This is a genomic window from Curtobacterium sp. MCBD17_019 (assembly GCF_003234555.1).
GTDB lineage: Bacteria > Actinomycetota > Actinomycetes > Actinomycetales > Microbacteriaceae > Curtobacterium.
In genome coordinates this window covers 323,891-349,766 of record NZ_QKTT01000002.1, presented here as the reverse complement: position 1 = coordinate 349,766, position 25,876 = coordinate 323,891, and the positions used below count along the sequence as shown (strand labels likewise).

The 25,876-nt window shown below is 72.1% G+C and carries 23 protein-coding genes; 10 read left to right on the top strand and 13 right to left on the bottom strand.

Annotated elements, in window-relative coordinates:
- On the top strand, positions 1-3,628 hold a 3,628-nt coding region (locus DEI82_RS03550; RefSeq protein ID WP_111035809.1), incomplete at its 5' end, for a family 78 glycoside hydrolase catalytic domain.
- A 195-nt stretch (positions 3,629-3,823) separates the two neighbouring features.
- On the opposite strand, the gene DEI82_RS03545 is transcribed toward DEI82_RS03550, so the two are convergent.
- Positions 3,824-4,204, bottom strand: a complete 381-nt coding sequence (locus tag DEI82_RS03545) for a nuclear transport factor 2 family protein (protein WP_111035808.1) — start codon at positions 4,202-4,204, stop codon at positions 3,824-3,826.
- Between the two features lie 75 nt (positions 4,205-4,279).
- Here DEI82_RS03545 and DEI82_RS03540 point away from each other — a divergent pair, with 75 nt between their 5' ends.
- Genes DEI82_RS03540 through DEI82_RS03530 form a run of 3 tightly spaced genes read left to right on the top strand, consistent with a single transcriptional unit; the run spans position 4,280 to position 5,129 of the window.
- Entirely contained in the window at positions 4,280-4,582 is a 303-nt protein-coding gene (locus DEI82_RS03540; RefSeq protein WP_111035807.1) for a hypothetical protein, read from the top strand.
- Between the two features lie 47 nt (positions 4,583-4,629).
- Positions 4,630-4,878, top strand: a complete 249-nt coding sequence (locus DEI82_RS03535; protein WP_111011679.1) for a type II toxin-antitoxin system Phd/YefM family antitoxin — start codon at positions 4,630-4,632, stop codon at positions 4,876-4,878.
- Positions 4,875-5,129, top strand: coding sequence for a type II toxin-antitoxin system RelE/ParE family toxin (locus DEI82_RS03530; protein WP_111035806.1), 255 nt, complete (start codon positions 4,875-4,877; stop codon positions 5,127-5,129). Before DEI82_RS03535 ends, DEI82_RS03530 begins: the two co-directional genes overlap by 4 nt.
- A gap of 33 nt (positions 5,130-5,162) precedes the next feature.
- Here the strand turns inward: DEI82_RS03530 and DEI82_RS16140 are convergent, their stop codons facing one another.
- The 11 genes from DEI82_RS16140 to DEI82_RS03475 all read right to left on the bottom strand — a co-directional run bounded on the left by DEI82_RS16140 (position 5,163) and on the right by DEI82_RS03475 (position 19,058).
- Entirely contained in the window at positions 5,163-5,339 is a 177-nt protein-coding gene (locus DEI82_RS16140) for a hypothetical protein (RefSeq protein WP_181435087.1), read from the bottom strand.
- A gap of 376 nt (positions 5,340-5,715) precedes the next feature.
- Entirely contained in the window at positions 5,716-6,654 is a 939-nt protein-coding gene (locus tag DEI82_RS03520; RefSeq protein WP_181435086.1) for an NAD(P)-dependent oxidoreductase, read from the bottom strand.
- 147 nt (positions 6,655-6,801) lie between these two features.
- Entirely contained in the window at positions 6,802-8,844 is a 2,043-nt protein-coding gene (locus tag DEI82_RS03515; protein WP_111035803.1) for an iron ABC transporter permease, read from the bottom strand.
- Positions 8,841-9,818 carry an iron-siderophore ABC transporter substrate-binding protein gene (locus tag DEI82_RS03510; RefSeq protein ID WP_111035802.1) on the bottom strand — a complete coding sequence of 326 codons (978 nt, stop codon included), beginning with the start codon at positions 9,816-9,818 and terminating at the stop codon, positions 8,841-8,843. Before DEI82_RS03510 ends, DEI82_RS03515 begins: the two co-directional genes overlap by 4 nt.
- The gene (locus DEI82_RS03505; RefSeq protein ID WP_309146637.1) at positions 9,815-10,762 is read right to left on the bottom strand and encodes an ABC transporter ATP-binding protein; all 948 of its coding nucleotides are present in this window, start codon (positions 10,760-10,762) and stop codon (positions 9,815-9,817) included. Before DEI82_RS03505 ends, DEI82_RS03510 begins: the two co-directional genes overlap by 4 nt.
- 186 nt (positions 10,763-10,948) lie before the next feature.
- On the bottom strand, positions 10,949-11,512 hold the full coding sequence (locus DEI82_RS03500; protein WP_111035832.1) for a YdeI family protein: 564 nt from the start codon (positions 11,510-11,512) through the stop codon (positions 10,949-10,951).
- An 86-nt stretch (positions 11,513-11,598) separates the two neighbouring features.
- Positions 11,599-12,501, bottom strand: coding sequence for an SMP-30/gluconolactonase/LRE family protein (locus DEI82_RS03495; protein ID WP_309146636.1), 903 nt, complete (start codon positions 12,499-12,501; stop codon positions 11,599-11,601).
- A gap of 70 nt (positions 12,502-12,571) precedes the next feature.
- Entirely contained in the window at positions 12,572-13,198 is a 627-nt protein-coding gene (locus DEI82_RS03490) for a TetR/AcrR family transcriptional regulator (RefSeq protein WP_258368646.1), read from the bottom strand.
- A 103-nt stretch (positions 13,199-13,301) separates the two neighbouring features.
- Positions 13,302-15,443, bottom strand: a complete 2,142-nt coding sequence (locus tag DEI82_RS03485; protein ID WP_181435085.1) for an MDR family MFS transporter — start codon at positions 15,441-15,443, stop codon at positions 13,302-13,304.
- A gap of 258 nt (positions 15,444-15,701) precedes the next feature.
- Positions 15,702-18,341, bottom strand: a complete 2,640-nt coding sequence (locus DEI82_RS03480; RefSeq protein ID WP_111035800.1) for an MMPL family transporter — start codon at positions 18,339-18,341, stop codon at positions 15,702-15,704.
- A gap of 72 nt (positions 18,342-18,413) precedes the next feature.
- Positions 18,414-19,058 (bottom strand): TetR/AcrR family transcriptional regulator, encoded by a 645-nt coding sequence (locus DEI82_RS03475; protein WP_181435084.1) that lies wholly within the window; start codon positions 19,056-19,058, stop codon positions 18,414-18,416.
- Positions 19,059-19,192: 134 nt separating this feature from the next.
- Between DEI82_RS03475 and DEI82_RS03470 the strand changes: the two genes are divergently transcribed.
- Positions 19,193-20,461: a permease gene (locus DEI82_RS03470; protein WP_111035798.1), complete on the top strand. Its 1,269-nt coding sequence runs from the start codon at positions 19,193-19,195 to the stop codon at positions 20,459-20,461.
- A 7-nt stretch (positions 20,462-20,468) separates the two neighbouring features.
- Here DEI82_RS03470 and DEI82_RS03465 read toward each other — a convergent pair whose 3' ends face one another.
- Positions 20,469-21,425: a helix-turn-helix transcriptional regulator gene (locus DEI82_RS03465; RefSeq protein ID WP_146249520.1), complete on the bottom strand. Its 957-nt coding sequence runs from the start codon at positions 21,423-21,425 to the stop codon at positions 20,469-20,471.
- A 109-nt stretch (positions 21,426-21,534) separates the two neighbouring features.
- Between DEI82_RS03465 and DEI82_RS03460 the strand changes: the two genes are divergently transcribed.
- The 5 genes from DEI82_RS03460 (at position 21,535) to DEI82_RS03440 (ending at position 25,873) form a co-directional block, all read left to right on the top strand.
- Complete coding sequence (locus DEI82_RS03460; protein ID WP_111035796.1) at positions 21,535-22,299, top strand: AzlC family ABC transporter permease; 765 nt, start codon at positions 21,535-21,537, stop codon at positions 22,297-22,299.
- A complete protein-coding gene (locus tag DEI82_RS03455) occupies positions 22,296-22,607 on the top strand; it encodes an AzlD domain-containing protein (protein ID WP_111010811.1) in 312 nt (103 codons plus the stop codon). The genes DEI82_RS03460 and DEI82_RS03455 overlap by 4 nt, the downstream gene beginning before the upstream one ends.
- A 227-nt stretch (positions 22,608-22,834) precedes the next feature.
- Positions 22,835-23,869, top strand: a complete 1,035-nt coding sequence (locus tag DEI82_RS03450) for a type II CAAX endopeptidase family protein (RefSeq protein WP_111035830.1) — start codon at positions 22,835-22,837, stop codon at positions 23,867-23,869.
- Positions 23,856-25,202, top strand: a complete 1,347-nt coding sequence (locus DEI82_RS03445) for a sensor histidine kinase (RefSeq protein ID WP_111035795.1) — start codon at positions 23,856-23,858, stop codon at positions 25,200-25,202. Before DEI82_RS03450 ends, DEI82_RS03445 begins: the two co-directional genes overlap by 14 nt.
- Complete coding sequence (locus DEI82_RS03440; protein WP_111010729.1) at positions 25,199-25,873, top strand: response regulator transcription factor; 675 nt, start codon at positions 25,199-25,201, stop codon at positions 25,871-25,873. Before DEI82_RS03445 ends, DEI82_RS03440 begins: the two co-directional genes overlap by 4 nt.
- Positions 25,874-25,876 lie beyond the last annotated feature (3 nt).

Sequence of the window (25,876 nt, the reverse complement as noted above, 5' to 3'; positions counted from 1 at the left end):
CGTCCCCACCGCCCCCACCCACCTGACCGTCGACGGCCTCAGCGCACCGATGGACGTCGACCCGAGCGTGCCCGTCCGGTTCTCCTGGCAGCCGGCCGTGCTCGAGCGTGCCGCCGCGGGCCTCCCGGCGGGCGCGCCCGACCAGCGGTCCTACCGCATCGTCGTCGCCGGCTCGAGCGCCGCCGCCGCAGCGGGGACCGGCGACATCTGGGACAGCGGGGTGGTGACGTCCGGCGCGAGCCAGAACGTGTCCTACGCCGGACCGACCCTCACCGCGGGGAGCCGCTCGTGGTTCTCGGTGCAGGTCGTCGACGGCGCGGGCGCGACCTCGCCGTGGGCGACGCCGGCGACGTTCGGCACCGCGCTCGGCGGCGACTGGGGTGGAGCCCGGGCGATCTGGTCCGAGACCCCGTCGAACACCTGGTCGAACTACACCCTGTCCGGGCACTTCACGATCACGGCGAGCGCCGCGACGGTCCTCCTCCGCGGGACCGACGCGAGCGACTACTACCTCTGGCAGTTCCAGGCAGCGAGCGACCGCCTGGTCGCCGAGGTCCGGCGGGCGGGCGCCTACCGGGTGCTCGGCACGGTCGACCTGCACGCAGAGGGCGTCGACCTGGCGGTGGGCCGGGACACCGCGTTCACCGTGTCGCTCGGCGGCGACACGATCACGACGACCATCGGCGGCACGACCGTGGACACCCGGACCGACGGGACGTTCGCGAGCGGGTGGATCGGCGTGCAGACCGGCACCCACGAGTCGGCCACCTTCCGATCGCTCGCCGTCGCGGACCGCACGGGCGCGACCCTCTGGTCGCAGTCGTCGTCGAGCACCGTCGCCGACCTCGGCTGCGGACGGGAGTCGCACGGCGTCCTCACCGTGTCGACCTCGCGCTCGTGCCTGTTCGACCCGTGGAGCAACTACACGTTCACCGAGACCTACGTCGCGACGGCGCAGCCGACCGGCGTCGTGTTCCGGGCGAAGGACGCGAAGAACGGCTACCTCTGGCAGTTCGACACCGCCACGTCGAGCCTCGTCCCGCAGGTGCAGGTGGCCGGCAAGTACAGCAAGCTCACGACGAAGAAGATCCCGCTCGGCATCAAGGTCACCTCGGGGCACGCGTACGCGATCAAGGTCCAGGTGTCCGGTTCGACCATCCGGACGTGGTTCGCCGGCCGACTGGTCGACACCCGCACCTCGCACACGGACACACGCGGCGTCATCGGCTACCGGAACGGCTCGAAGGAGAAGACGACGTTCTCGGGCCTGACCGTGACGAGCCCGGGCTCGAGCGTCCTGTACCGGAACACGTTCACGAGCAACGCCGACGTCCCCTGCGGCACGGTGTCCGGCGGCAAGGCGACGTTCCCGACCTCGGCGGCCTGCCTGATCCGCTCCGGTGCCGTGTCGGACTGGCTGTTCGCCCGCGACGAGGTGACGCTGCCGGCCCGGACGATCGCGTGGGCGACCCTCTCGGCGACCGCGACCTCCCCCGCGCCGTCCCGCCAGTACGTGTACAAGATCAGCGTCAACGGGAGCTTCGTCGGAGCCGGTCCGACCCAGTCGGTCGGCAAGGAGGTCCGCTACGACAGCTACGACGTGACGTCCCTGCTGCACGCGGGGGCGACCAACGCGATCGGGGCCCTGCTGTACACGACGTCGGACCACCGGTTCCTCGCGGAGCTCGTCGTGCACTACACCGACGGCACCGAGACCCGCGTCGGCACCGGTCCCACCTGGCGGGTGCGCACCGGCACGGGCGTGTTCCCCGCCGCCGGCTCGGTGGGTACGTCCTACTACGCCGCTCCCGTCGAGGACATCGACGCACGCCAGTACCCGTCGGGTTTCGACACCGTCGGGTTCGACGACCACGCATGGACGCTCGCCCAGGCACGCAGCGCGTTCGCGACCAGCACGCTCACCCCGACGCCGACCGCGACGATGCTCCAGGAGGACGACGCCCCGACGACGATCACGCGGCTCGGCACCGGGCACTACCTGCTCGACTTCGGCCAGACGCGGATCGGCGGGCTCCGGCTCGCGATGACGAGCCCGGACACGCGGACGGTGGACATCCGCTACGGCGAGGTCCTCGCCAGCGGTGGTGGGTCCGTCCAGTACCAGACCACCGCCGGCAACAAGTGGGAGGACCGCTGGACCCTCAAGACCGGCTCCCAGACCCTGCGCTCCTGGGGGATCCGGGTGTTCCGGTACGTCGAGGTGTCGAACGTGCCGCAGGCGGTGACGGCGCACGACCTGCAGGCCGAGGTGCTCCGCTACCCGATCGACGCGACGGCCGCGACGTTCTCGTCGTCGTCGAGCAAGCTCGACGCGGTGTGGCAGCTGTCGCGGAACACGATCATCGACGACACGCTGGACCTGTACGTCGACTCCTGGGAGCGCGAGCGTGGCGCGTACGAGGCCGACGCGTACATCGAGCAGACCGCGCAGGAGGCCCTGTCCGCGGACGGAGCGCTCGGCACCTACTCGGTGGACTACTTGCTCGCCCACCCGACCTGGCCGACCGAGTGGCGCCTGTACGACGTCCTCGCGGTGCACGATGCGTGGGAGGCCAGCGGCGACACGACCCAGATCCGCGCCGACTACGCCACGCTCCGCACCATCCCGCTGACCGGGTCGATCAGCCACGCGACGGGACTCGTCGACCACGCGGACGCCGACGACATCGTCGACTGGCCTGCCGGTGAGCGGGACGGCTACCAGCTGACCGACACCGACACGGTCGTGAACGCGCTGACCTACCGGGACCTCGTCGACCTCGCCGAGATGGCGGCCGCGATCGGGAAGACCGCGGACGCGGCGAGCTACCGGACCCAGGCGGCGTCCCTCCGGACCGCGATCAACGCCCGGCTCTGGGACGGCACGAAGGGTGCCTACCGCGACGGCCTGACCACGGGGACGAACAAGCCGATCGCGCACGAGGCCGTGCAAGCGACCGCGTTCGCCCTGGCGTTCGGCGTCGTCGATCCCGCGAACGTCCCGCGGGCGGCGTCGTACGTGACGGGGAAGGGCATGGCCTGCAGCGTCTACTGCGCCGCGTTCCTGCTCCCGGGTCTCTACTCGGCCGGCGCCGGATCGGCCGCGGACGCGCTGCTCACGGCGACGGACAAGACGAGCTGGATGAACATGGTGCGCGTCGGCGCGGGCTCGACGATGGAGGCGTGGGACAAGTCCCTCAAGGCCAACACGACCTACTCGCACCCGTGGGCCGCGTCGCCGGTCTCCGACGTCACGACCGGCCTGTTCGGCATCGTGCCCACCGCGCCCGGGTACGCGTCGTTCTCGGTGGCGCCGCAGCCCGGCGCCGTCGACCACGCCTCGGTCACCGAGCCCACGGTGCGCGGCACCATCGCCGCGGCCTACCAGCAACGGTCGGGAGGCGCGGTCGACCTGGCCCTGCGCGTCCCGTCCACGACGACCAGCGCGGTCACCCTGCCCGTCGGGGCGGGGTCCGGGACGACGGTCTGGGTCGACGGCGTCGCGACCCCGGCGACCCGCTCGGGTTCCGCGCTCGTCGTGTCCGGGCTGCCGTCCGGCTGCCACCTGGTCTCGACCGTGTCCGCGACGAGCGCGGGGTCGGACGCGACCCTGGCCGGCCTCTGCTGACCCAGGCCCGCCGCGCTCCCCGGCCGGGCTCCCTCCGCCTGTTCTCGACATGACCGCTGTCGAACGACAACGGCGCCGTCGCCCTCGGACGCGTCACCGCCAGGGCAGCACGGACCAGGACAGCGGCCGCAGGACACCGCTGGCTCCGGCCGCCGGCCGGGAGACCCGGGGCGGCCCGCACCGCCCCTCCCGCCGTCAGATGGTCGGCGTGAGCGGCGGTGCCTCGTCGGTGAGGATCGTGAGGAGCGTCGCGATGCGTCCCTCCTGGACGGTGATGACGTCGATGCCGCGGGCGACCGGGGCATCGGCGGGTCCGAACGCCCAGGCGAGCGCGCCCGCGGTCCCGCTGACGTAGCGCGGGCCGTCCTCGGCGAACACGAACTCGGCGGGTGCTTCGTCGAGCAGTCCCGCGGCCTTGCCGAGCAGGGCGTCGCGACCGGTGACCGAGCCCTCGGGGTCCGTGAACACGACGTCGTCGGCGTAGGCGTCCTGGGCGACGGCAGCGCGGGCGGACGCGTCGCGCTGGCCGAACACGGCGTGCAGGTTGGCGGTGAGCAGGTCGTCGACGCTGGCCATGGGGGTCCTCCGGTCGGTGATCGGTGTCCGGTCAGTCTGGCGCGGAACCGGGGTGCACGCACCTGGGAAGGAGCAGTGCCCGTCCCCCGGGACTTTGATCGATCGGGCTGGACCAACCGGCGGAAGGACGCGCGGAACGGCACCGACGAGCAGGCCGCCGCCTTCCGGCACGGCTACGGGCTGGTCGAGCTCCACGAGACCCGGCTCGTCCGGTACGCGCGCGTGCGGGCGCTCGAGGACCTCGTGGCGACCGCGCACGCCGCCGTGCTCGGGCCGGTCGAGTCCCGGGCGGAGGAGCTCCGGGTGTTCCGCGGGATCCTGTCGCCCGTCGGGTCGGCGTCGCTCGTGGAGCCGCAGCTGCGGGCGCTGCTCGGCTGATCACGGGCCGCCTGTACAGTTCGAGGTGCGAGTTGTACATTGTGCAGATGACCGTCGTGAGCGTTGCGGAAGTACGAAGCCACCTCTCCGAGATCATCGCCAGCACGCTCCACGACGATGTCGTGATCGAGCGTCGCGGCAAGCGTGCCGCCGTCCTCGTCAGCCCCGAACACTACGAGCGGATGATGGAGGCCCTCGAGGATGCTGCAGACGTGGCTGCCTTCGACAGCGCCATGGCAGAAGAAGGACCGAACGTGCCCTGGGACGAGGTGAAGGCGGACCTGGGCTGGCAGTGAGCTACCGCGTCGAACTCCGTCCCGCCGCCGCTCGAGCGCTGAAGCGGATCGACCATCAGGACCGGTCCCGTGTCCGCGGTGCGATCGCGCTCCTCGGTCACGATCCTCGCCCACCGGGTGCCAAGGCGCTCCAGGGACGCGACGGCTTCCGCGTGCGCGTCGGCGACTACCGCATCGTCTACACGATCGACGACGGTGTCCTGCTGGTGGTCGTCGTCACACTCGGGCATCGGCGCGATGTGTACCGCTGACCTCGCGCTCATGCAGGCGCAGATCCACGACCATCACCACGTACCGGTCGCGGTCCGGACGACGACGATGGCCAGCCCCGAGAGCGCGAGAACCGCCCCCAACGCGCACAGCGGAAACCACGCTCCGGCACGCCCTCGCCGCCGCGCCCGGAACCCGAGGCGTGCTCCGACGAGCACCGAGGCGATCCCGCCGAAGAAGGACAGCGGCATGCTGACGAGGAAACCCGAGTTCGAACACACGCCGTGGGGCCGACCCGTCCCACAAACCCCGGACCCGTAGAGATGGAGATTCCTGTCGAACACAGCATTGGTTGGACAAGAGCACCGCGACGACGTCAAGCGCGATGAGCGCCCACATCGCGATCATGTCGATCCGTGACGTCTCCCCTCGTCGCGGGCTCTGCCTGACACGCACCATCATGCGAGCTGCCTCGGCCATTCCTCCATCGACGGAGTCGGGTTCGCCAACGTCGCCATCATCGACACCGGCGACACCCCGTCCGCGGGAGTCGACCCGAACCCCTCGATCTGCGGCGACTTCGACGTGCTCTCCGGCAACGCGTGATTCCCCACCACCGGCCTCCGCTCACGCATCACCTCGCCGCAACCGCCGCCCCGCCCGCTCCTCGAGCCACCGCGCCCCGAGCAGCTCCCCGAGCGCCGGCCCGTACCGCTCGAGCGCTGCACGCTGCACGTCCGCCGAGGCGTCGAGCACCGGCATCGGGACCCCGCCCTCGCGCCCGAGCCCCGCGACGGTATCCAGCTCCTCGACGACCCGGTCGACGCCGAACGTGGTCATGTCGTCCCCGTCGAGCAGGCGGTCGAGGTGCCGGTCCATGAACACGCTGCCCCCGGCGCTCGTGCGGAGCAGGGCGTGCAGGTGCTCGGGTTCGAGCCCCATCGCCTGCCCGACGAGCATGGCCTCGGTCGCCGCGGACGCGTGGGCGAACCACAGCGCGTTGGCGAGCAGCTTGACGACCTGCCCGTCCTCGGACCGGTCACCAGCGTGCCGGACGGTACCGCGGACGGTGAGGGCGTCGAGGACGGGACGGGCGCGTTCGACCGCTGCGGGCCTCCCACTCGCGAACAGGGTGAGCGCTGCCGCCGTCGCGTCGTCGACCGACCCACCCATGGGCGCACCGACCACGTCGATGCCGCGCTCGGCCGCGTCGCCGGCGAACGCCCGCGTCCCCCGCGGCTCACCGGACGTCACGTCGATCCACAGCGCACCGGTCGGGAGGCCCGGCAGCGCCTCCGCCATGACGGCACCGAGCTCGGGTGGTCCGGGGAGCACCGTGACGAGGACGTCCACGCGGGCGAGGAGCTCGGCGAGCGTCGGTGCCCAGCGCGCCCCGGCGGCGAGGACGTGCGGCTCGCGGGCGGGGTCGATGTCGTGCGCGAGGACCGGCCCGAGCGCGACCAGGTGCGGCAGGAGCGCCGCGCCCATCCGACCGATCCCGACGACCCCGAGCGACGTCGAGGTCGTGGGCGTGGGCGTGGGCTCGGGCTGGCGCTCGTCGTGCACGCGATCACCTTCGCACGCGCCGGCCCTGAGCATGCCCCGCCGCGTGTCGAACACCCCGCTGCCGGTTGAACACCCCGATCGGGGTGTGCAACCGGAAGCAAGGAGTTCGACCGACGGCATGAGGGTGCTCGGAGCGGCCGGACGACCTCAGGTCCGGGACCGCGCCAGGAGCCACACGAAGTACGGTGTCCCGATCACGGCGGTGAGCAGCCCCGCCCCGATCTGCGCGGGGGCGATCACGGTGCGCCCGAGCAGGTCCGCCAGGCACACGAGCACCGCGCCGAGCAGGACCGCGACCGGGACGACGCGGGCGTGCCGCCGACCGACCAGGGCCCGGGCCGCGTGCGGGGCGACGAGTCCGACGAACCCGACGGTGCCGACGGCGGCGACGGCGGTCGCCGTGAGCACGACGCTCGTCACGAGGAACAGCAACCGGGTCGCGGGCAGCCGGAGCCCGAGCAGACGCGGGGTGTCCTCGTCGAGCGACACGAGGTCGAGCGCCCGGTGCCGCAGGCCGACCACCACGAGGCCGAGTGCCAGCGCGACGACGACCGGGACGACGTCGGGCATCGTCCGCCCGTAGGTCGATCCGGACAGCCAGGTCAGGGCCTTCGTCGCATTGAACGGGTCGGTCAGGGCGATGAGCAGCCCGATGAGCGCCGTGGTCGCCGCCGAGGCCCCGATGCCGATGAGCACGAGCCGGTCCTGCCGGAAGCCCCCGCGCGCGGCGAGCCCGAACACGACCGCCGCGACCACCCCGGCCCCGGCGAGCGCCGCCCCCGCGACGCCCCACGACCCCGCGACCGGCACGGTGGTGAGCAGGAGGACCGCACCGAGCCCGGCACCTCCGGAGACGCCGAGTATCCCCGGTTCCGCCAGGGGGTTCCGCGTCACGGCCTGCACGGCGGTGCCGGCGAGCGCGAGGGCCGCCCCGGCGAGGAGCGCGGCGAGCACCCTCGGCACGCGCGTGTCGAGCACGTACGACACGATCGGCCCGGCTCGCCCGGTGGCCCAGTTGACGGCGTCGCCGAGCAGGAGCTTCGCGTCGCCGAGCAGCACCGCGGCGACGACGGTCCCGACGAGCACCGCGGCGAGCACGACGACGGTGAGCACGAACACGACGGTGCTCGGGATCCGGAGCCGGTCCCCCGCGGTCGTGGTGTCACCGGCGGCGCGGGCGCGGAAGGCGAGGCCGACGAGGAACACCGCGCCGACGAACGTGGTGACGGTGCCCGTGGGGACCCCGACGGCGGCGTCCCCACCGACCACCGCGCGGAGCAGCACGTCCGACCCGAGGACGACGACCGCGCCGACGAGCCCGGCGAGCGGGAGCGCGACGACCGCCCGGGTGAGTCCGGGCACGCCTCGTGTCAGCGGCCTGGCGAGCGCGGGGGCGCAGAGTCCGACGAACCCGATCGGCCCCGCGAGCGTGACCGACGCCGCGGCGAGCAGCACCGCGAGCACGACGCTGACGATGCGCGTCCGGCGGACGCCGACGCCGAGGCCCCGCGCGGCGTCGTCCCCGAGTCCGAGCACGTCGATGCGCCGTCCGACGACGAGCAGACCGAGGATGCCCACCGCGACGACGGGCGCCATCTGCGCGACACCGCCCATGCCGTTCTGCGCGATGCTCCCCTGGCTCCACTGGTACAGCCCCTCGGTCCGTTCGGGGAACAGCAGCACGAGGGTGGAGGTCACCGAGCCGACGCCGAGCGCCAAGGCGCTGCCGGCCAGGACGAGCCGGACGGTGCCCGACCCGAGGCCGGAGAGCGCGAGCACGACGCCCGCCGCGACGAGCCCGCCGACGAACGCGACGCCCGAGGAGGCCAGGAGCGGCAGGTGCACGCCCGTCACCCCGACGACGGTGAGCGCGACGTACGCGCCGGCGTCGACGGCGAGCGTGTCGGGAGCGGCGAGCGGGTTCCGGCTGATGGCCTGGAGGGCCGACCCGGCCACGCCGAGCGCGGCGCCCACCAGGATCCCCCCGACCGCCCGCGGGAGGCGCGACGCGACCACGACGGACGCGTCGCCCTGGTCCGCATGACCGGTGACGGCCCTCCAGACCGCCGCCGGCCCGACGGCCGCCGAGCCCTGCGTGACGTCCACGACGGCGAGCGCGGCCACGAGGACCGCGCCGGCCAGGAGCACCGCGGTGACCGTGACCGGCCGCCGCGGCGCCAGGAGCGTCACTTCGTGAGCGCCGCCACGACGGCGTGCACGTACGCGGTCATGGAGGCCGGGCCACCGAACAGCCAGATGCCGTCGTGGAGCCGGTGCACGTGACCCGCGGCGACGAACGGCAGGGACTTCCACACGGCGTTCGACCCGAGCGCGCTCGTGAACACGTCGCCGCCGTCCGCGTCGTTCGCGAGGTAGAGGAACTGCACGTCGGACGGCAGCTTCGTCAGCCCCTCGACGTCGGTGCTGCCGAGCCCGTAGCTCCCGTCGCCGGTGACGTCCCAGGCGTTGTGGAGTCCCAGCTCCTCGGTGACGTCGCCGATGAGGGAGCCGTCGGCGTAGGGCCGGATGGTGACCTGGTTCGAGACCTCGTAGCCGTCGGCGAACGCGAAGTCGTCGCCCGCGAGCCCCGCCTTCGTGATCGCCTCCTTGCCCGCGGCGACGGCGTCGTGGAACCGGTCCATGACCTTCGCCGCCTGCTGCTGCCGCCCGGTGGCCTTCGCGATCATGTCGAGGTCGGTCGTCATCTGCTCGATCTGGTGCGAGGCGTCGGCGGACCGCACGGCCACGACGGGCGCGATCGCCCGGAGCTGCTCCAGGGTCGCGGCCGACAGGTCCGTCGTGGCGACGATGAGGTCGGGCGCGAGGGACGCGATGGTGTCGGTGCTCGGCTCGCCGCGGGTCCCGATTTCCTTCGGTGAGCCCGTCAGCGGCGCGGCGGTGTCCCAGTTCCCGTAGCCCTTCGGGTCCGCGACGCCGACCGGCTGCACGGCGAGCGCGACGAGGTCCTCGACGACGTTCCACTCGGTGCCGACGACCTTCGTGGCCGGTCCGTCGAGGTGCACCTTCGTGCCGGTCGCGTCGGTGATCGTGATCGCGCCCGCGGTGGACGAGGACGTGCTCGAGGTCGCCTCGGTGGTGCCGCACCCGGTCAGGACGACGGCGGCGGTGACGGCGAGGGCCGCGGCGGTGATGATGCGCTTCATGGGGTGGGGTGGAGCCTTCCGGATCGGTCGTGGTGTCGGCCGACGGCCCGGGTGCGGACGGCGCCCGTTGCCGGGTCGACGTCCACCTCGATCCGGATGCCGTAGACGGCGCTGAGGGTGGTCGCGGTGAGGACGTCCGCCGGGGTGCCCGTGGCGACGACGCGGCCGTCGGCGAGCAGGACGACGTCGTCCGCCACGGCCGCGGCCTGGTCGAGGTCGTGCAGGACGATGCCGACGGCGATCCGGTGCTCGTCGGCGAGGTCGCGGACGAGGTCGAGCAGCTCCACCTGGTAGCGCAGGTCTAGGTACGTCGTCGGCTCGTCGAGCAGGAGGGCCCCGGTCTCCTGCGCGAGGCAGCTCGCGAGCCACACACGCTGGAGTTGGCCACCCGAGAGCTGGTCGACGGGTCGCTCTGCCAGCTCGGCCACGCCGGTGACCGTCATGGCGTGCGCGACGGCGGCCGGGCCTCCCGGATCGCTGCGTGTCCACCGGGTCCGGTGCGGGTGCCGGCCGAACGCGACGACCTCGTGGACGCGGAGGCCCCCGGGGGTCGGGCGGCCCTGGGTCAGGAGCGCGACGCGGCGGGCGAACTGGGCCGGTGCCAGGGCGAGGGCGTCGACCTGGTCGGGCTCGCTCGCGCGGTCGGTGCGGTCGGCCTGGTCGGCGCGGTCGGCGTGGTCGGCGTGGTCGGGGCCGAGGGTGATGCTGCCCGTGCGGGCGTGCTGGAGCCGGGCGAGGGTGCGGAGCAGCGTCGACTTCCCGCTGCCGTTCGGGCCGACGAGCGCGGTGACACGACCCGGGCGGAGCCGCAGATCGGCCGCGTGCACGACGTCGACGCGGGCGTACGCCACGGTGATGCCGGTGGCGTCGAGCCCGGAGGGGGCGACGGATGAGCGTCGCACCGCACGCGCGGGTGAGGCCGCCTCGGTCCGGTCGTCGGTCACGTAGGTGAGGTTAGCCTAACCTCACCCCTCCTCCGCAAGGGCTCCGCGACACATGACGCGCATCGCCCTCGTGTTGCACCTCCGAACCGCCCGCCCCGACGACAACTGCGCTGTCGTCCACGCGCGCCCTTCGTCGTCCACGCGCGCTTCGTCCACGCGCGCACTCGCTGGTCCACACGCCCGGCGTCACTGCGGGTAGGGCGTCTCCCCGCGCTCGAGCATCGCGACGAGCTTCGCCAGGCGGTTCGCCCGGGCCGTCGGACTCGGCGCCGTCGTGATCCGGTGCAGCACCGCGTACCGGTTCTGCCGGTTCAGCGTCGCGAAGCGCTCGGCCGCCGCGGGCGATGCCGCGAGCGCCGCTGTCAGGTCCTCCGGCTCGGCGATCGCCGCCGACCCGGCGTACGCGCTGGCCCATCGCCCGTCGGCCTGGGCACGGTCGACCTCGGCCTGGCCACGCGGTCGCATCCGCCCCTGCGCCGTCAGGGCCGCGACGAGCCCGATGTTCCGCTGCGACCACAGCGACGTCCGGCGCCGTGGCGTGAACCGCTGGAGGAACGTGGCGGCGTCGTTCCCCCGCTTCTGCCCGTCGATCCATCCGCTGCACAAGGCCTCGTCGAGGGCCTGGTCGTACGTCAGCGAGGTCGGGTCGACCGTGCCCTTCTTCGCGAGCACGAGCCACACGCCGTCGGGGTCGTCCTCGTGGGCGTCGAGCCAGGCGCGCCACGCCCCGGCGTCGGCGACGACGAGCACCGCCGGGCCCGGTGCCGCCGAGCCCGGTGCCGCCGGACCCGGTGCCGCCGGACCCGGTGCCGCCGGACCCGGTGCCGCCCTCCCGCTCACGGGCGGAGGGCGATCCCGTGGGCGTCCCGCGCCGTGGTCGCGACACGGTAGATCGACGTCGTCGCCGCGATGAACAGCGTCGTGCCGTCGTCGCCCCCGAAGCAGAGGTTCGCGACGACCTCGGGGACGGGCACGGTCCCGATCCGGTCCCCCGAGGGTGCGACGACGATGACGCCCTGCGCGCTCGAGCTCCACACGTTCCCGTCCTCGTCGACGCGGATGCCGTCGGGGACGCCCTCGTCGACCGCGAACTGGGCGAAGACGCGGCCGTTGTTGCACCGGATGCCATCCACGACGTCGTACGCCCGGATCCACCGGTTCCCGACGTCCGAGCCCTCGGATGCGGACGAATCGGCGACGTAGAGCGTCGTCCCGTCGGGTGAGAACGCCAACCCGTTCGGCTCCTCCACGTCGAGCACGACCGGGCGGACCCGGCCGGTCGCGGGGTCGAACCGGAACACCGCGTGGTCCCCGTACTCCAGGTACCCGGCGTGGCCCTCACGCGACTGCGTGATCCCGTAGTCGGGATCGGTGAACCAGATCGTGCCGTCGGGTGCGACGACCACGTCGTTCGGGGAGTTGAACCGCACACCGTCCCAGCTCGCCACGATCGGTTCGACGACGCCGTCGCGGTCCCGCTCGACGCGTCGCCGGCCGTGGGAGCACTGCACGACGCTGCCGTCCCGGTCGAGCGTCCGGCCGTTCGTGAACTCGACGCGGTCGGCGTACACGCTCGTGGTGCCGTCGTCGGCGTGCCACTGCATGATGCGGTCGCCGGGGATGTCGGACCAGCGGAGGGTCCGCGTCGCCGGGATCCACACGGGGCCCTCGGCCCAGGTACTCCCCGTGGCGATGCGCTCGACGGCGCCGGGATCGGGGACGAGGTCGGTCAGCGGCACGGGTTCTCCTTCGAACGCACGGGCGCGACGCACCCGTCCGCTCCATGCTGGCGCATGTCGGGTCCGACGGTCAGGAGGCGAGCGCCCCGATCTCGGCGACGGTCGCGGCGATCCGGTCCGCGAAGTCCGGATCGGTGGTGCTGCCGCCCTGGTGGACGGCCTCGAGCAGCGCTCCGAGCACGAGGGTCACCGCGAGTCGAGCGGTCCGTTCGGGCACGCGACCGGCGGCGATCGCGACGAGGTCCTTCCGCAGGTCCGCCATCCACTTGAGCACGGCCGGCATGAGCTCGGGCTGCTCGGTGATGAGGTCCTTCATGACAGCCTTCTCGTGCGGTGAGGCGCCGGTCTCGGCGACGACGTGCGCGACGAGAGCGCAGAGGTCGGACACGAGGGCGTCGGGTTCCCCAGCGGCGAACCGTGCCCGCTGGGCATCGTCGATCCGGAGGTCCGGCAGCCCGAGTGCGGCGGCGGACTTCGACGGGAAGTAGTTGAAGAACGTGCGGGTCGAGACACCGGCTTCGGCGCAGATCGCGTCGATCGTCACGCCATGGAGGCCGTGCTCGGCGGTCAGGCGGCGTGCTGCGTCCTGGATGTGCCCGCGGGTCTGCCGCTTCTTGCGGGCCCGGAGCGTGGATGACTCGGGGTCGACGCCCGCGATGTCGATCGCGGCCGTGTCGAGCGTGGCGCTGGTGTCCACGTCGTCTCCGTCCTGGTGGTCGTGGTCGTCCGGCAGCGGTCGCGCCGGATCCGTGCGGCGCCGCCCCCGTCCTGTCGGACGGCGACGGCGCCGCGGTCCTGCCCTACTTGGAGACCGGGATCGATCCGGTCGCGGGGGCGGTCAACGAGCCGGTGAGGTCGGCCGCGCGCACGGCCTCCACCTCGAGGTCGTCGGCCGTCTGGTCCTTGTCGGCCTGCTCCTGCAGTGCGGACCGCTGCCGCAGCGGCGGCACCTTGAAGAACCAGCTGAGGACGAACGCGAGCAGGATCACGCCGAGGCCGACCCAGTAGATCGACACGGCCGAGGCGTTGAAGCCGGTCATGAAGGGCTTGGTGAGCCGCGCGTCCGCGCCGTTGAGGTACGACGTGTCGCTCGTCTCGCTCGCGGAACTGCTCGAGCCCGACGTGCCCTTCCGCAACTGCTTCGCGATGGCCGGTGCGACCTCGTTCACGACGTGCTTCCGCTGACTGGCATCGCTGTAGTCGATCGTCAGCCGACCGTTCGACACCGAGGCGTGCGCCTGCTTCGCGGCAGCCGCCAGGGCCTGCTGCTCGGCGGCCGGTTCGGCGGCGGCGACCTGCTGCTGGATGACGGTCTGCGCGGCCGCTGCCGGGACGGTGCCGGCGGTGACCTGCTGCTGGACGGCGGCCGTCACCTGCTGGGTGACGGCCTTGTCCGCGGCGGCCTTGGCGGCGGTCGTCCCCTGGTCGAGCGCGTCCTGGAGCTTGCTCCTGATCGGGGTGACGATCGGGGTCCAGATCTGCTTCATCACGCCCTTGTTCTCCGACGCGTTCGCGACCGAGGGGGTCAGGGCGGCGTTCAGGCCACTCGACAGGTCCGTCTTGTCCGACATCGCGGTCACGATGTTCGTCGGCATGAGGGAGAACAGCACCGACAGGAGCACGGCCGTGCCGAGCGTTCCACCGATCTGCCGGAAGAACGTCGCCGAGCTCGTGGCGACACCCATGTCCCGGGGCTCGACCGAGTTCTGGCTGGCGAGCGTGATGGTCTGCATGAGCTGGCCGAGGCCGAGACCGATGAAGAACATGCCGATCATGAGGAACCAGAGCGGCTTGTCGATCGTCATGAACGTCAGGACGACGAAGCCGACGGCGGTGAACGCGGTGCCGGTGACCGGGAAAATCCGGTACCTGCCGGTGCGGGACACGATCTGGCCGGACACGATCGACGCGATCATGAGGCCACCGATCATCGGCAGCGTGGCGAAGCCGGACGCCGTCGGGGACAGCCCGGTGACGATCTGCAGGTACAACGGGATGGTCAGCATGGCGCCGAACATCGCGAACCCGACGAGGAAGCCCATGACGGTCGCCATCGAGAACACGCCCGAGCGGAACAGCTTGAGCGGGATGATCGCGTCGTCCTTCATGAGGGTCTCGACGACCAGGAACCCGACCAGTCCGGCGACGCCCACGGCGTAGCAGGTGATCGCGCCGGCGGAACCCCAGCCCCAGTCGCGGCCCTCCTCGGCGATGAGCAGGAGCGGCGCGAGGGTCACGATGACCGAGGTGGCACCCCACCAGTCGATCCGCGGCGTGCGCTTCTCGCCGGTCTTCGGCAGGTGCAGGAACGCGATGACCATGAGCAACGCCGCGATGCCGATCGGGACGTTCACCAGGAACACCCAGCGCCAGCCCGTGATGAACAGGATCTGCGCGGCACCCGAGAACAGACCACCGACGAGCGGGCCGATGACCGACGAGATGCCGAACACGGCCAGGAAGTACCCCTGGTACTTCGCGCGCTCACGGGGCGCGAGGATGTCGCCCATGATCGCGAGGGGCAGCGACATGAGCGCGCCCGCACCGATGCCCTGGAACGCGCGGAACGCGGCGAGCATGAGCATCGAGGTCGAGAAGGACGACAGCAGCGACCCGACGACGAACACCGAGATGCCGAAGATGTACAGCGGGCGGCGCCCGAACAGGTCCGAGAGCTTGCCGTAGATCGGCGTGGTGATCGTCGAGGTGATGAGGTACGCGGTGGTCACCCACGCCTGCTCGTTGAGACCGTGCAGGTCGTCACCGATGGTGCGGATGGCGGTCCCGACGATCGTCTGGTCGAGGGACGAGAGGAACATGCCGGCCATGAGGCCGTAGATGACGAGCAGGATCTGGCGGTGGCTCATGATCGGCGAGCCCGATGCGGGCGCCGATCCTGGAGCACTGCGCCGGACCTGCGCGGGAGCGGAGGCGGTTGACATTGCGGTCCTTCGGATGGGTGTGGAGATGCGTGCGTCGCCTGCAGGGAGCCGACCTCGTCGGGGTGCCGACGGCGGCATACAACCTTGCAGTGCATGCAACTTTACACCTGCCGCAGCTTTGCACAACCCGCAATAGTGCAAGCACTGCACCCCGCGTTCGCGGGCCGCGACGGACGGGAGGCGGGACCCGCGTGCTCGACGCAGGTCCCGCCTCCCGGGTTGGTGATGCGGGCGCCCCTCAGGCGCGAGCGGACGCGGTCAGGCGCGGTGCTCCGGGTGCTCGTGGTGGGCGACCGCCGGAGCGGCGTCCTCGACCACCGGCGCCGCGTGGTGGCCGTGCTCCGCGTGGGTGTCGTCCCCGCGGGAGGGCATGCCCCGCTCGAGCTTCGCACCCTCGACGTCGACGTCCGGCACGATCCGGTCGAGCCACTTCGGGAACCACCAGGCCGCGCGCCCGAGCAGGTGCATGGACGCCGGGATGAGCAGCAGGCGGACGATGAACGCGTCCACGAGCACCCCGAACGCCAGCCCGAACCCGATCGGTCGGATCGTCGAGGACTCCGAGAAGATGAAGCCCGAGAACACCGAGATCATGATGATCGCCGCCGCCGTGACGACCGCCCGGCCCGCGTGGACGCCCCGCTGCACCGCGATCTTCGCCGGGGCTCCGTGGGCGTACGCCTCGCGCATGCCCGACACGAGGAACAACTGGTAGTCCATCGCGAGCCCGAACAGCACGCCCACCTCGATCACCGGCAGGAAGCTCAGGATCGGTGCCGGGTCGTGCACACCGAACACCTGGCCGAGCCAGCCCCACTGGTAGATCGCGGTCAGGCCGCCGAACGCCGCCAGGAGCGAGAGCACGAAGCCGGCGGTCGCGGTGAGCGGCACGAGGAACGACCGGAACACGATGATGAGGATGATGAGCGAGAGTCCGACGACCACCACGAGGTAGAGCGGCAGGACGTCCGCGAGCTTCTCGGAGACGTCGATGTTCGCGCTCGCGTTGCCGGCGACACCGAGGTGTACGTTCCCCCCGTCGGCCTTGACCGGCGACAGGTCGCGGAGGTCGTGCACGAGGTTCTCTGTGGACACGCTCGAGGGTCCGCCCGTGGGCTGCACCTGGAACGCGATCACGGTCCCGTCCGACGACGCCCCGATCGGTGCGACGGCGTGCACGTGACCCTGGTCGGCGATCTTCTGCCCGATCGCGACCTCCTGCCGGAGCAGGTCGTTCCCGGTCGCCTTGTGCGGCAGGTCGGCGACGACGAGGATCGGGCCGTTCTGACCGGCACCGAACTCGCGCTCGAGCACCTTGTACGCCTTGTACTGACTCGAGTCGGTGGCCTCGGCGGCACCCGTCGGGAGCCCGAGGCGCATGTGCATGGCGGGCAGGGCGACGACCCCGAGCACCGCGACGCCGGCCACGAGGGTGACGATCGCGCGCCAGGTCGCCATGGGCTTGTTCGGGATCCGCACCGAGCCGGTGCGCCCGATCGCCGCGCGCTCCTTCCGACGGAGGATGCGGAAGCCGACGAGGCTCAGCATCGCGGGCGTGAAGCTGATGGCCACGAGGATCGCGACCGCCACCGCGACGGCGCCGACCGTGCCCATGAGCCCGAGGAACGGGATGCCGGTGATGTTGAGCGCGAGGAGCGCGACGATCACCGTCGACCCCGCGAACACGACCGCATTGCCCGAGGTGCCGTTCGCCAGACCGATCGACTGATGCAGCTCCATGCCCTGCTTCAGCTGGGACCGGTGCCGGTTGAGGATGAACAGCGAGTAGTCGATGCCGACGGCCAGACCGAGCATCACCCCGAGCACCGGCGTCACCGAGATGAACTCCACGAGGCCCGAGAACGACATCGCACCGAGCGTGGCGACGCCCACCCCGAGGATCGCGCTGACGAGCGGCAGCGCGGCGCCGATGACCGTGCCGAGCATGACGAGCAGCACGATCGCGGCGATGACGATGCCGACGACCTCACCGGGGCCGAGGATGCTCGGAACGCCCTGCGCGATGTCGTTCGACGGGTAGACCCGCACGCCGTCGATGCCGGCGTGCTCCGACTTGTCGACGATCTTGTTCTTCAGTGTCTGCGGCACCGCGATCGTCGCCTTCTGGAACGACACCGTGCCCACCGCGGCACTGCCGTTCGACGACACGAAGCGGATGTTCTTCGACAGGTCGAGCAACTGCGAACTCAGGTCGAGCTTCGTCTCGTTCTGCTGGAGCTTCTTCCGGTTCGCGTCGACCTTCTGCTGGTTGGTCGCCAGCGTCGCCTTGCTCGCGTCGAGTTTCTGCTGGTTCGCGTCGATCTGCGCCTGGCCGGCCGTGAGCTGTGCCTGCACCGCCGCGAGCTGACCGGCAGCCTGGGCCTGCGCCTTCTGTTGGTCGAGCTGCTGCTGTGCGGCGTCGATCTGCTGCTGTCCCGCGGCGAGCTGCTTCTGGCCCGCGTCGATCTGCGCCTGCGCGTCGGCGAGCTGCTGCTTGCCCGTGACGATCTTCTGCTTGCCGTCCTGCACCTGCTGGCGCTGGTCGGCCAGCTGCTGCTGCGTCGTGAACGGGTTCGTGGTCGCCCGGACGCCCTTGTACCCGTCGATCGTCGACAGGAACGACTTGATACCGGACTTCTGGTCGGCCGTGAACGCGTCACCGCTCGTCGTCTGGAAGACGATCGTGCCGCTGCCCCCGCTGGCGGACTTGAACTTCTTGGCGAGCTCGTCGGTCACCTTGCTCGTCGCGGTCCCCGGGATGGTGATCGAGGACGAGATCGTCCCGGCGAACAGGCTGTACCCGACCCCGGCGAGCGCCAGGATCACGATCCAGGCGACGACGACGGACCAGTGTCGGCGCGCGGCGAAGCGTCCGAGGCGGTAGAGGAGACCGGCCATGCTGGTGCCCCGTTCCTTTCTGTGCGGTGGTGGTGCTGCTGGGATCGGGGTACGCCGGTGGACCCCTCGTGGTCAGTGCTGGGGCATGTAGCCGCTGCGGACGCTGTCGATGAGTCGGCCGAGCAACGCGTCCCACTGTGCGCGGCCGTCGCCGTCAGTGCTCGCACCCGTGCGGAGGACCCAGTGCTTCGAGATCACGACGACGCCGTTCATGAGCGAGGTCACGAGGAGTTCGGCGTCGAGGGGGTCGGCCGACGGGTTGCGGCGACGGACCTCGTCGACGAGGACGGCGGTCGACCGGTCGAAGGCCTCGTCGATGAGCAGACGGCCGCGGCGGTCCTCCTCGGGCGGCTCACCGAGCACGCGCACGATCGACGAGATCGCGGTCGGCAGGTCCGCGACGCGTAACCACTCGGCGATCTCGTCGAACATGGAGGCCCGGTCGCCGTTGCCGACGGGCGTCGCGGTGGCCGTCGCCACGAAGTCGTCGAGGACGACGGTGAGCAGCTCGCCGCAGAGCGTGAGGACGACCTCGTCGATCGACGAGAAGTGGTTGAACACCGTGCGGCGCGCGACGTCGGCTCGGGCGGCGAGCTCGTCGACGCTGAACCGGGGGCCGCCCCGTTCGGCGGTCAGTGCGCGAGCAGCGTCGAGGATCGCCGCCCGGTGCCGGGCCTTGAGCACGGCCCGTCGGTCGATGCTGGTCCCCGTGGTCACTCCGGAGACACTAGGTGCACCGATGCACGGAGTGCAACGACGTCCATCCGACACTCAGGTCCGTGACCCCGGGGTGAACCGCGTCTCAGGCGAACCATCTGGTCTCGCTTACCCCCAGGGGGTACCCTGTCATCATGATGATCCTGCAGGCGATCGGTGCCGCCCTGGCGGCGGCCGGGACGATGGCGTGGACGATCCTCTGGCCCCTCGTGCTCGGGTTCGCCCTGTCGGGTGTGATCCAGGCCGCGGTCAGGACCGAACGCATCACCCGGCTCATGCACGACGACTCCCCGCGTGCCATCGCGGTGGCGACGGGGTTCGGAGCACTGTCCTCCTCGTGCTCCTACGCGGCGGTCGCGCTCGCCCGGGCCCTGTTCCGGAAGGGCGCGAGCCTCACCGCGGCGATCGCGTTCGAGGTGGCGTCGACGAACCTCGTCGTCGAGCTCGGCCTCGTCCTCGCGTTCGTCATGGGATGGCAGTTCACCCTCGCCGAGTTCATCGGCGGCCCCGTCATGATCGTGCTCGTCGCGCTCGGCTTCCGACTCTGGATGCGGGGTCGCATCGTCGACGCCGCACGGGAGCAGGCCGACCGGGGCCTCGCCGGCTCGATGGAGGGGCACGCGGCGATGGACATGTCGGTCGCCGGTGACCAGGGATTCTGGCGACGCCTGTTCTCCCGACCGGGCATCACGTCGGTGTCCCAGTACTTCGTCATGGACTGGGCCGCCGTGCTCCGGGACATCGTCATCGGGCTCCTCATCGCGGGGGCGTTCGAGGCATGGGTGCCGAAGGCATGGCTGCAGGCGGTGTTCCTGCACGGTGACCCGACGGTCGCGTTCTTCCTCGACCCGCTCATCGGACCGGTCATCGCCATGGTCAGCTTCGTGTGCTCGGTCGGGAACGTCCCGCTCGCGGCGGTGCTCTGGAACGGCGGGATCAGCTTCGGCGGCGTCGTGAGCTTCGTCTTCGCCGACCTGCTCATCATCCCGATCATCGTGATCTACCGGAAGTACTACGGCTGGGCGGCCGCCCTCAGGACCACCGGCGTCCTCTACGGCGCCATGGTGCTCGCCGGGTACGTCGTCGAGCTCGTCTTCACGCCGCTCGGCCTCGTCCCCACCGGTCGGCACCTGGCGATCGCCGAGACCGGGATCAGGTGGAACTACACCACCTGGTTGGACGTCCTGTTCCTGGTCGTGGCGGCGGTCCTGCTCGTCGTGTTCGTCCGCAGCGGCTCGTGGTCGATGCTGCGGATGATGGGCGGCGGCCCGGACGACGGGGGCCACGCGCACGAGCACCACGAAGCGAACGAGCACGAGCACGAGCACGGGCACGGGCACGGGCACGGGCACGACGAAGCGCACGCGCACCACGACGTGGGCGGGCACCACCCGCACCACTGACCGCCCGTCAGCGGTACAGCGTCTCGCGCGGGTACTCCCCGAAGGCCGCTGCGTACGCCCCCGAGAACCGGCCGAGGTGCACGAAGCCCCAACGGCGTGCGACGTCGCCGACGGACACGTCCTCGGGGTGCTGCTCGAGCAGTTCGGCCCGCACCCGCTCCAGGCGCACCTGCCGCAGGTACCGCGTGGGCGACGTGGCCAGGGCACGCTCGAACGCCTGCTGCAGGGAGCGGGAGCTCACGTTCGCCGCCGCAGCGACGTCCGTGAGCGTGATCGGCAGATGGGCGTTCGCGTGGATGAACTCGACGGCCGTGCGGACCCGTCGATGGCGCGGGAGCAGCAGCTCGGGCGGCAGGGAGGTCGCCTCGTGTGGGAACGTCGACAGGAGCGACACCGCGGCGAGGCGGTTCACCTCGCTCCGCAGCAGGGCACTGGCGTCCGCACTCGCGCCCACGGCGTTCACCGTCCGCACCGCCGCCGTCCACCGCTGGAGCGCGTGGTCCTCGAGTCGGCCACCGTGTCGGAACCGCAGGGGCCCGCCGTCGTGGCCCTCGACCTCCGCCGCGACCCGCTCGAGGTACCGGCCGTCGAGGTGGACGAGGTTCTGCTTGTAGTCGGCGAACGCGAACCGGTTCTGGCCACCGGTGGTGAACAGGACGGGCTGCCCGGGCTCGAGCGGCGTGAGGTCGCCGGTCCCCTCGAGGTCCATCGCGCCGGTCCCCGCGGTGATCCACGTGACCACGTACTCGCCCTGCACCTGGACGGTGCCTTCGACCGACCCCGTGAACCGGTTCCCCCGCAGCGTGACGTCGTCGTCCCCGGCGATCGTGTATCGGTACCCGAACTCGCGCTCGGTCGGCTCGATGTGGAACTGCCGTCCGTTGTACGCGGCCTCGTACATGGCACGGGCATCGTCGATGTCCTGCCCGGCGACCACTGAGCGTCGCACCACGTCCTCTGCCATCATCCAAGGATCGCAGCCGTGGCGCCCGGACGCCGGGGTTGACAGAGAACTGCGCGTCTGGGACACGCGGGCGCGCCCGGGCGCAGCCGGCCTGCGGCATCCTGAGGGCATGACCGACGGCTCCCCCACCCCCGCCGACGAGCACGACGGCCCCGAGCGAGCGGCGGACGTCACGACCGCTCGGCGGGCCGTCGTCCGCCAGGGCGTCTCGGTCGCCGTCGCGACCGGACTGTACGGCGTGAGCTTCGGCGCGCTGAGCGTGGCGAGCGGCCTCAGCGTCGTGCAGACCTGCCTGCTGTCGCTCCTCCTGTTCAGCGGCGGGTCACAGTTCGCGCTCGTCGGGATCCTCGGCGGCGGCGGCACCGCGGGGGCGGCGATCGCGGCCGCCTCCCTGCTCGGCATCCGGAACGCGCTCTACGGGCTCCAACTCGGTCCGACGATGCTCCCCCGCGGGTGGCGTCGCATCGTGGTCCCCCAGCTCACGATCGACGAGTCCACGGCGGTCGCGGTCGCGCAGTCCTCGCGGCCGCTCCGTCGCCTGGGGTTCTGGGTGACCGGCCTCGGCGTGTACATCGGATGGAACGTCATGACGCTCGTCGGGGCCCTCGCGGGGTCCGCGCTCGGCGATCCGAAGCGCTACGGGCTCGACGCCGCCGCCTCGGCCGCGTTCATCGCACTCCTCTGGCCGCGGCTGCGGGCACGGCAACCGGTCGCCATCGCGATCGTCGCCGGGATCGTGACGACCGCACTCATCCCGGTGATCCCACAGGGCCTCCCGGTCCTCGCCGCCGCGTGCGTGGGCGCGGTGATCGCGTGGTGGTGGCCCGACCGGTGGCGGCCCTCCCGGCCGGATGCGACCGGGGCCGCGTCGTGACCGCGTGGATCGCGGTGATCGCGGCGTCGGCGATCGCGTACGGGTTCAAGTTCTCCGGCTACACCGTCCCCCCGGCCGTGCTCGAGGAGCCCCGGGTCGCCCGCGTCAGCGAGATGCTCCCGGCCGCCCTGCTCGCCTCGCTCGTCGTCCTGCAGACGTTCTCGACCGCGACGCACCTGGTGCTCGACGCGCGCGCGGCCGGGCTCGTCGTGGCGATCGTCGCGCTCGTGCTGCGGGCGCCGTTCATCGTCGTGGTCGCGCTGGCCGCCGTGACCGCCGCGGTACTGCGGGCGCTCGGCTGGTCCTGAAGCGGGGTCTGCTCGCGCCATGTGCTCACGCGGACGACAACGGGACATGGGGGCGCATCCGCACTCGTCGTCGGCGTGCGCAGGATCGACGGAGGGGCGCAGACCGGCCCCTTGCATCCTCCGATGGAGATCGCGGGCTGCGTCCCTCCGCCCGTCGAGGCCGGGCACCCGCGATTCCTACCGTCGGGATGTGGTCGAACCGCGGCCACCTGACCGACGGAGGCACCATGACCACCATCAGCGCACCGGGGACGGACCGCAGGAGCACGAGGCCCGCTCCGGGCGGGCTCCGCGGCGTCGTCGCCCGCAACCCGCTCCGCACGTTCGCCGTGCTCGCCCTCGGGACGAGCTGGCTGGTGTGGCTGCCCTACATCCTGTCGCCCCACGGTCTCGGGATCTGGGACCTCCACTTCCCCGAGGTCCTCGGCACCGCGCAGCTGTCGGGCGTCCTGCCGGGCGCACTCCTCGGACCGGTCACCGCGGCGTTCGTCGTGACGGCCGCGGCGGACGGTCGTGCGGGCCTCCGGGTGTGGGCCGGCCGGCTGTGGCGGTGGCGGGTCCGGTGGCAGTGGTACGTGACGGTGCTGCTCGGCGTTCCGGTGCTCATCGTGCTGTCGGGGCTGCCGTTCGCCGGCGGGGTCGTCCACGCACCGTCCGCGCTGGCGTTGGCGGCCTACGTGCCGGCGCTGCTCCTCCAGGTCGTGACGACCGGACTGGCGGAGGAGCCGGGCTGGCGGGACTTCGCCCTGCCGCGACTCCAGGGCCGGTTCGGCCCGATGCGGGCCGCGCTCGTGCTCGGGCCGCTCTGGGGGCTGTGGCACCTGCCGCTGTTCCTGACGGACTGGGGTGGATGGCCGACCGCGCACTGGACGCAACCGCTCGTGTTCGTGGGGTTCTGCATGGCGTTCACCGTCGTGATGTCGTGGGTGTTCAACCGGTCGGGTGAGAGCCTGCCGCTCGCGGTGCTCCTCCACGTCAGCGTCAACACCACGGCGTCGGTCCTGTGGAGCGACATGTTCCCGGGCATCGGTGCCGAGACGATGCTGCTCGCGCTGCTCATCACCTCGACCATCGGCGCGGTCGTCATCGTGGTCGCGACGCGGGGCCGGCTCGGCTACTGCGGTCCTGTCGCCGGCACGGCCGGGAGGCCCGGCACCGGTCCGGCGGAGGACCCCGCCTCCGCCGTGGCCGGCACCGCACCCGCTGCTGCCCCGACGCCCTCCGCGTCGCCACTCGTAGACTCGAGCGATGGTCACCGCTGAGGCCCGCCCGCGGGTGCGGCGGGTGGACGTCCTGGTCGCCGCGGCCGACGCGGTCGCGGTGATCGCGCTCCTGCTCGGCGCACCCGCGATGGCGGCGGGGGATCCGGACTCGGCCCAGATCCAGTTCGCCTCGCCCGCCGACCCGTCCTGGTGGGTCGTCGCCGCCGTGCTCACGGCCCAGGCGTGCGTGCTGCTGTGGGCGCGGAGCCGACCGCGGACGACGCTCGTGGCCGTCGCGGTGCTCGCAGCCGTCCTCGTGCTGGTGGCCCCGTCCGTGCTGCACGGTCTGTCGACGCTCGCGGTGATGGTGGCGGTCGTGCTCGCGGTGCTCCGGCAGCCCCTCGCGTGGCTGTGGCCCGCCCTCGTCACAGCGGCGGTGGGCGTCGGGATCGAGGAGGCGGTCTGGCAGCTCACCGGCTACGGCGCGACACCGGTGCAGGCGATCACGCAGGGGCTGGGCCAGGCGGGAGCCGTGATCGGCCTGCCACTGCTCGTGACCCTGGTCGTCCGGTCGCGCCTGGACGTCCGCGCGGCGCGGGCGCGCGAGCGGGACGCGGTCGTCCGCGAGCGGGACGCGGTCGTCCGGGAGCAGGACGCCGTGCTCCGGGAGCGGGACGCGGTGGTCCGCGAGCAGGACGCGCGCGTCGAGGCGGCCGTGTCCCGGGAGCGGGCCGCCATGGCGCGGGAGCTCCACGACATCGCCGCGCACCACCTGTCCGGGATCGCGCTCATGGCCGCCGTGATCGACCGGCAGATCGACACCGACCCCGAGCGTGCCCACGCCGCCGTCCGCCAGGTCCGGGAGCAGAGCACGGCGGTGCTCGACGACCTCCGGCGGCTCGTCGGGCTGCTCCGCGACGACACCCTGGCCGAGCGGTCCGTCGAGACCCTGGCGGCGGTCCCGGACCTCGTCGCGCGGGCGCAGCGGCACGGGCGGGTCACGCTGCGGGTGCTGCGGGGCGAGCCCGAGGCCAGCCCCTCGGTCGGCTCGGACGTCGGTCCGCTCGCGCAGCTCGCGGCGTACCGAACCGTCCAGGAGGCCCTGGCGAACGCCGCCCTGCACGCCCCGGGTGCCGCCACCACCGTCGAGCTCGACGACCGCGAGCACACCCACGTCACCGTCGTCGTGCGGAACGGACCGGCACGCGAGGCCGCACCACGGTCCTCCTCGGGCGGTCACGGGCTCGTCGGCATGCGCGAACGAGCCGACCTCGTCGGCGCCGACCTGCGGTACGGTCCCACGGAGGACGGCGGGTGGGAGGTCCGCCTCGTCGTCCCGCGGGCGGCGAGCGGTCCTGACGCCCCGGCCGTCGGAGCGGAGGTGCCGTCGTGATCCGGGTCCTCATCGCGGACGACCAGCCCCTCGTCCGCGCCGGTCTGTCCGCGTTGCTCGACGCCGAACCCGACATCGCGGTCGTCGCCGTCGCGACGGACGGTGGCGAGGCACTCGCCCTCGCACGGTCGGAGCACCCGGACGTCGCGTGCCTCGACATCCGCATGCCCGTCGTGGACGGCATCGAGGTCGCACGGGCCCTGTGCGGTCCCGAGGCGGATCCCCCGATCCCGGTCCTCATGCTGACGACGTTCGACCTCGACGACTACGTGTTCGGCGCGCTCGAGGCCGGTGCGTCGGGCTTCCTGCTCAAAGACGCGGACCCCGACACCATCGTCGCCGCCGTCCGGCAGGTGGCCGCCGGCAACGGCACGCTCGACCAGGCGCTCACCCGCCGGGTGCTGCGCGAGTTCGTCGAACGGCGCGCGCTCCAGCCCGTGACACGCGGGCGAGGGACCGAGCTGCTGACCGAGCGGGAGCGCGACGTGCTCATGCTCCTGGCGCAGGGCATGTCGAACGAGGAAATCGCGGCCGCGCTCGTCGTCGAGGTCTCGACGGTGAAGTCCCACTTGGCCCGGATGCTGCCGAAGCTCGGCGTGCGATCGCGGCTGCAGGCCGTCGTCTGGGCGTACCAGAACCGCGTCGTGACGGTGCCCGACGCGGAGCGGTGACCG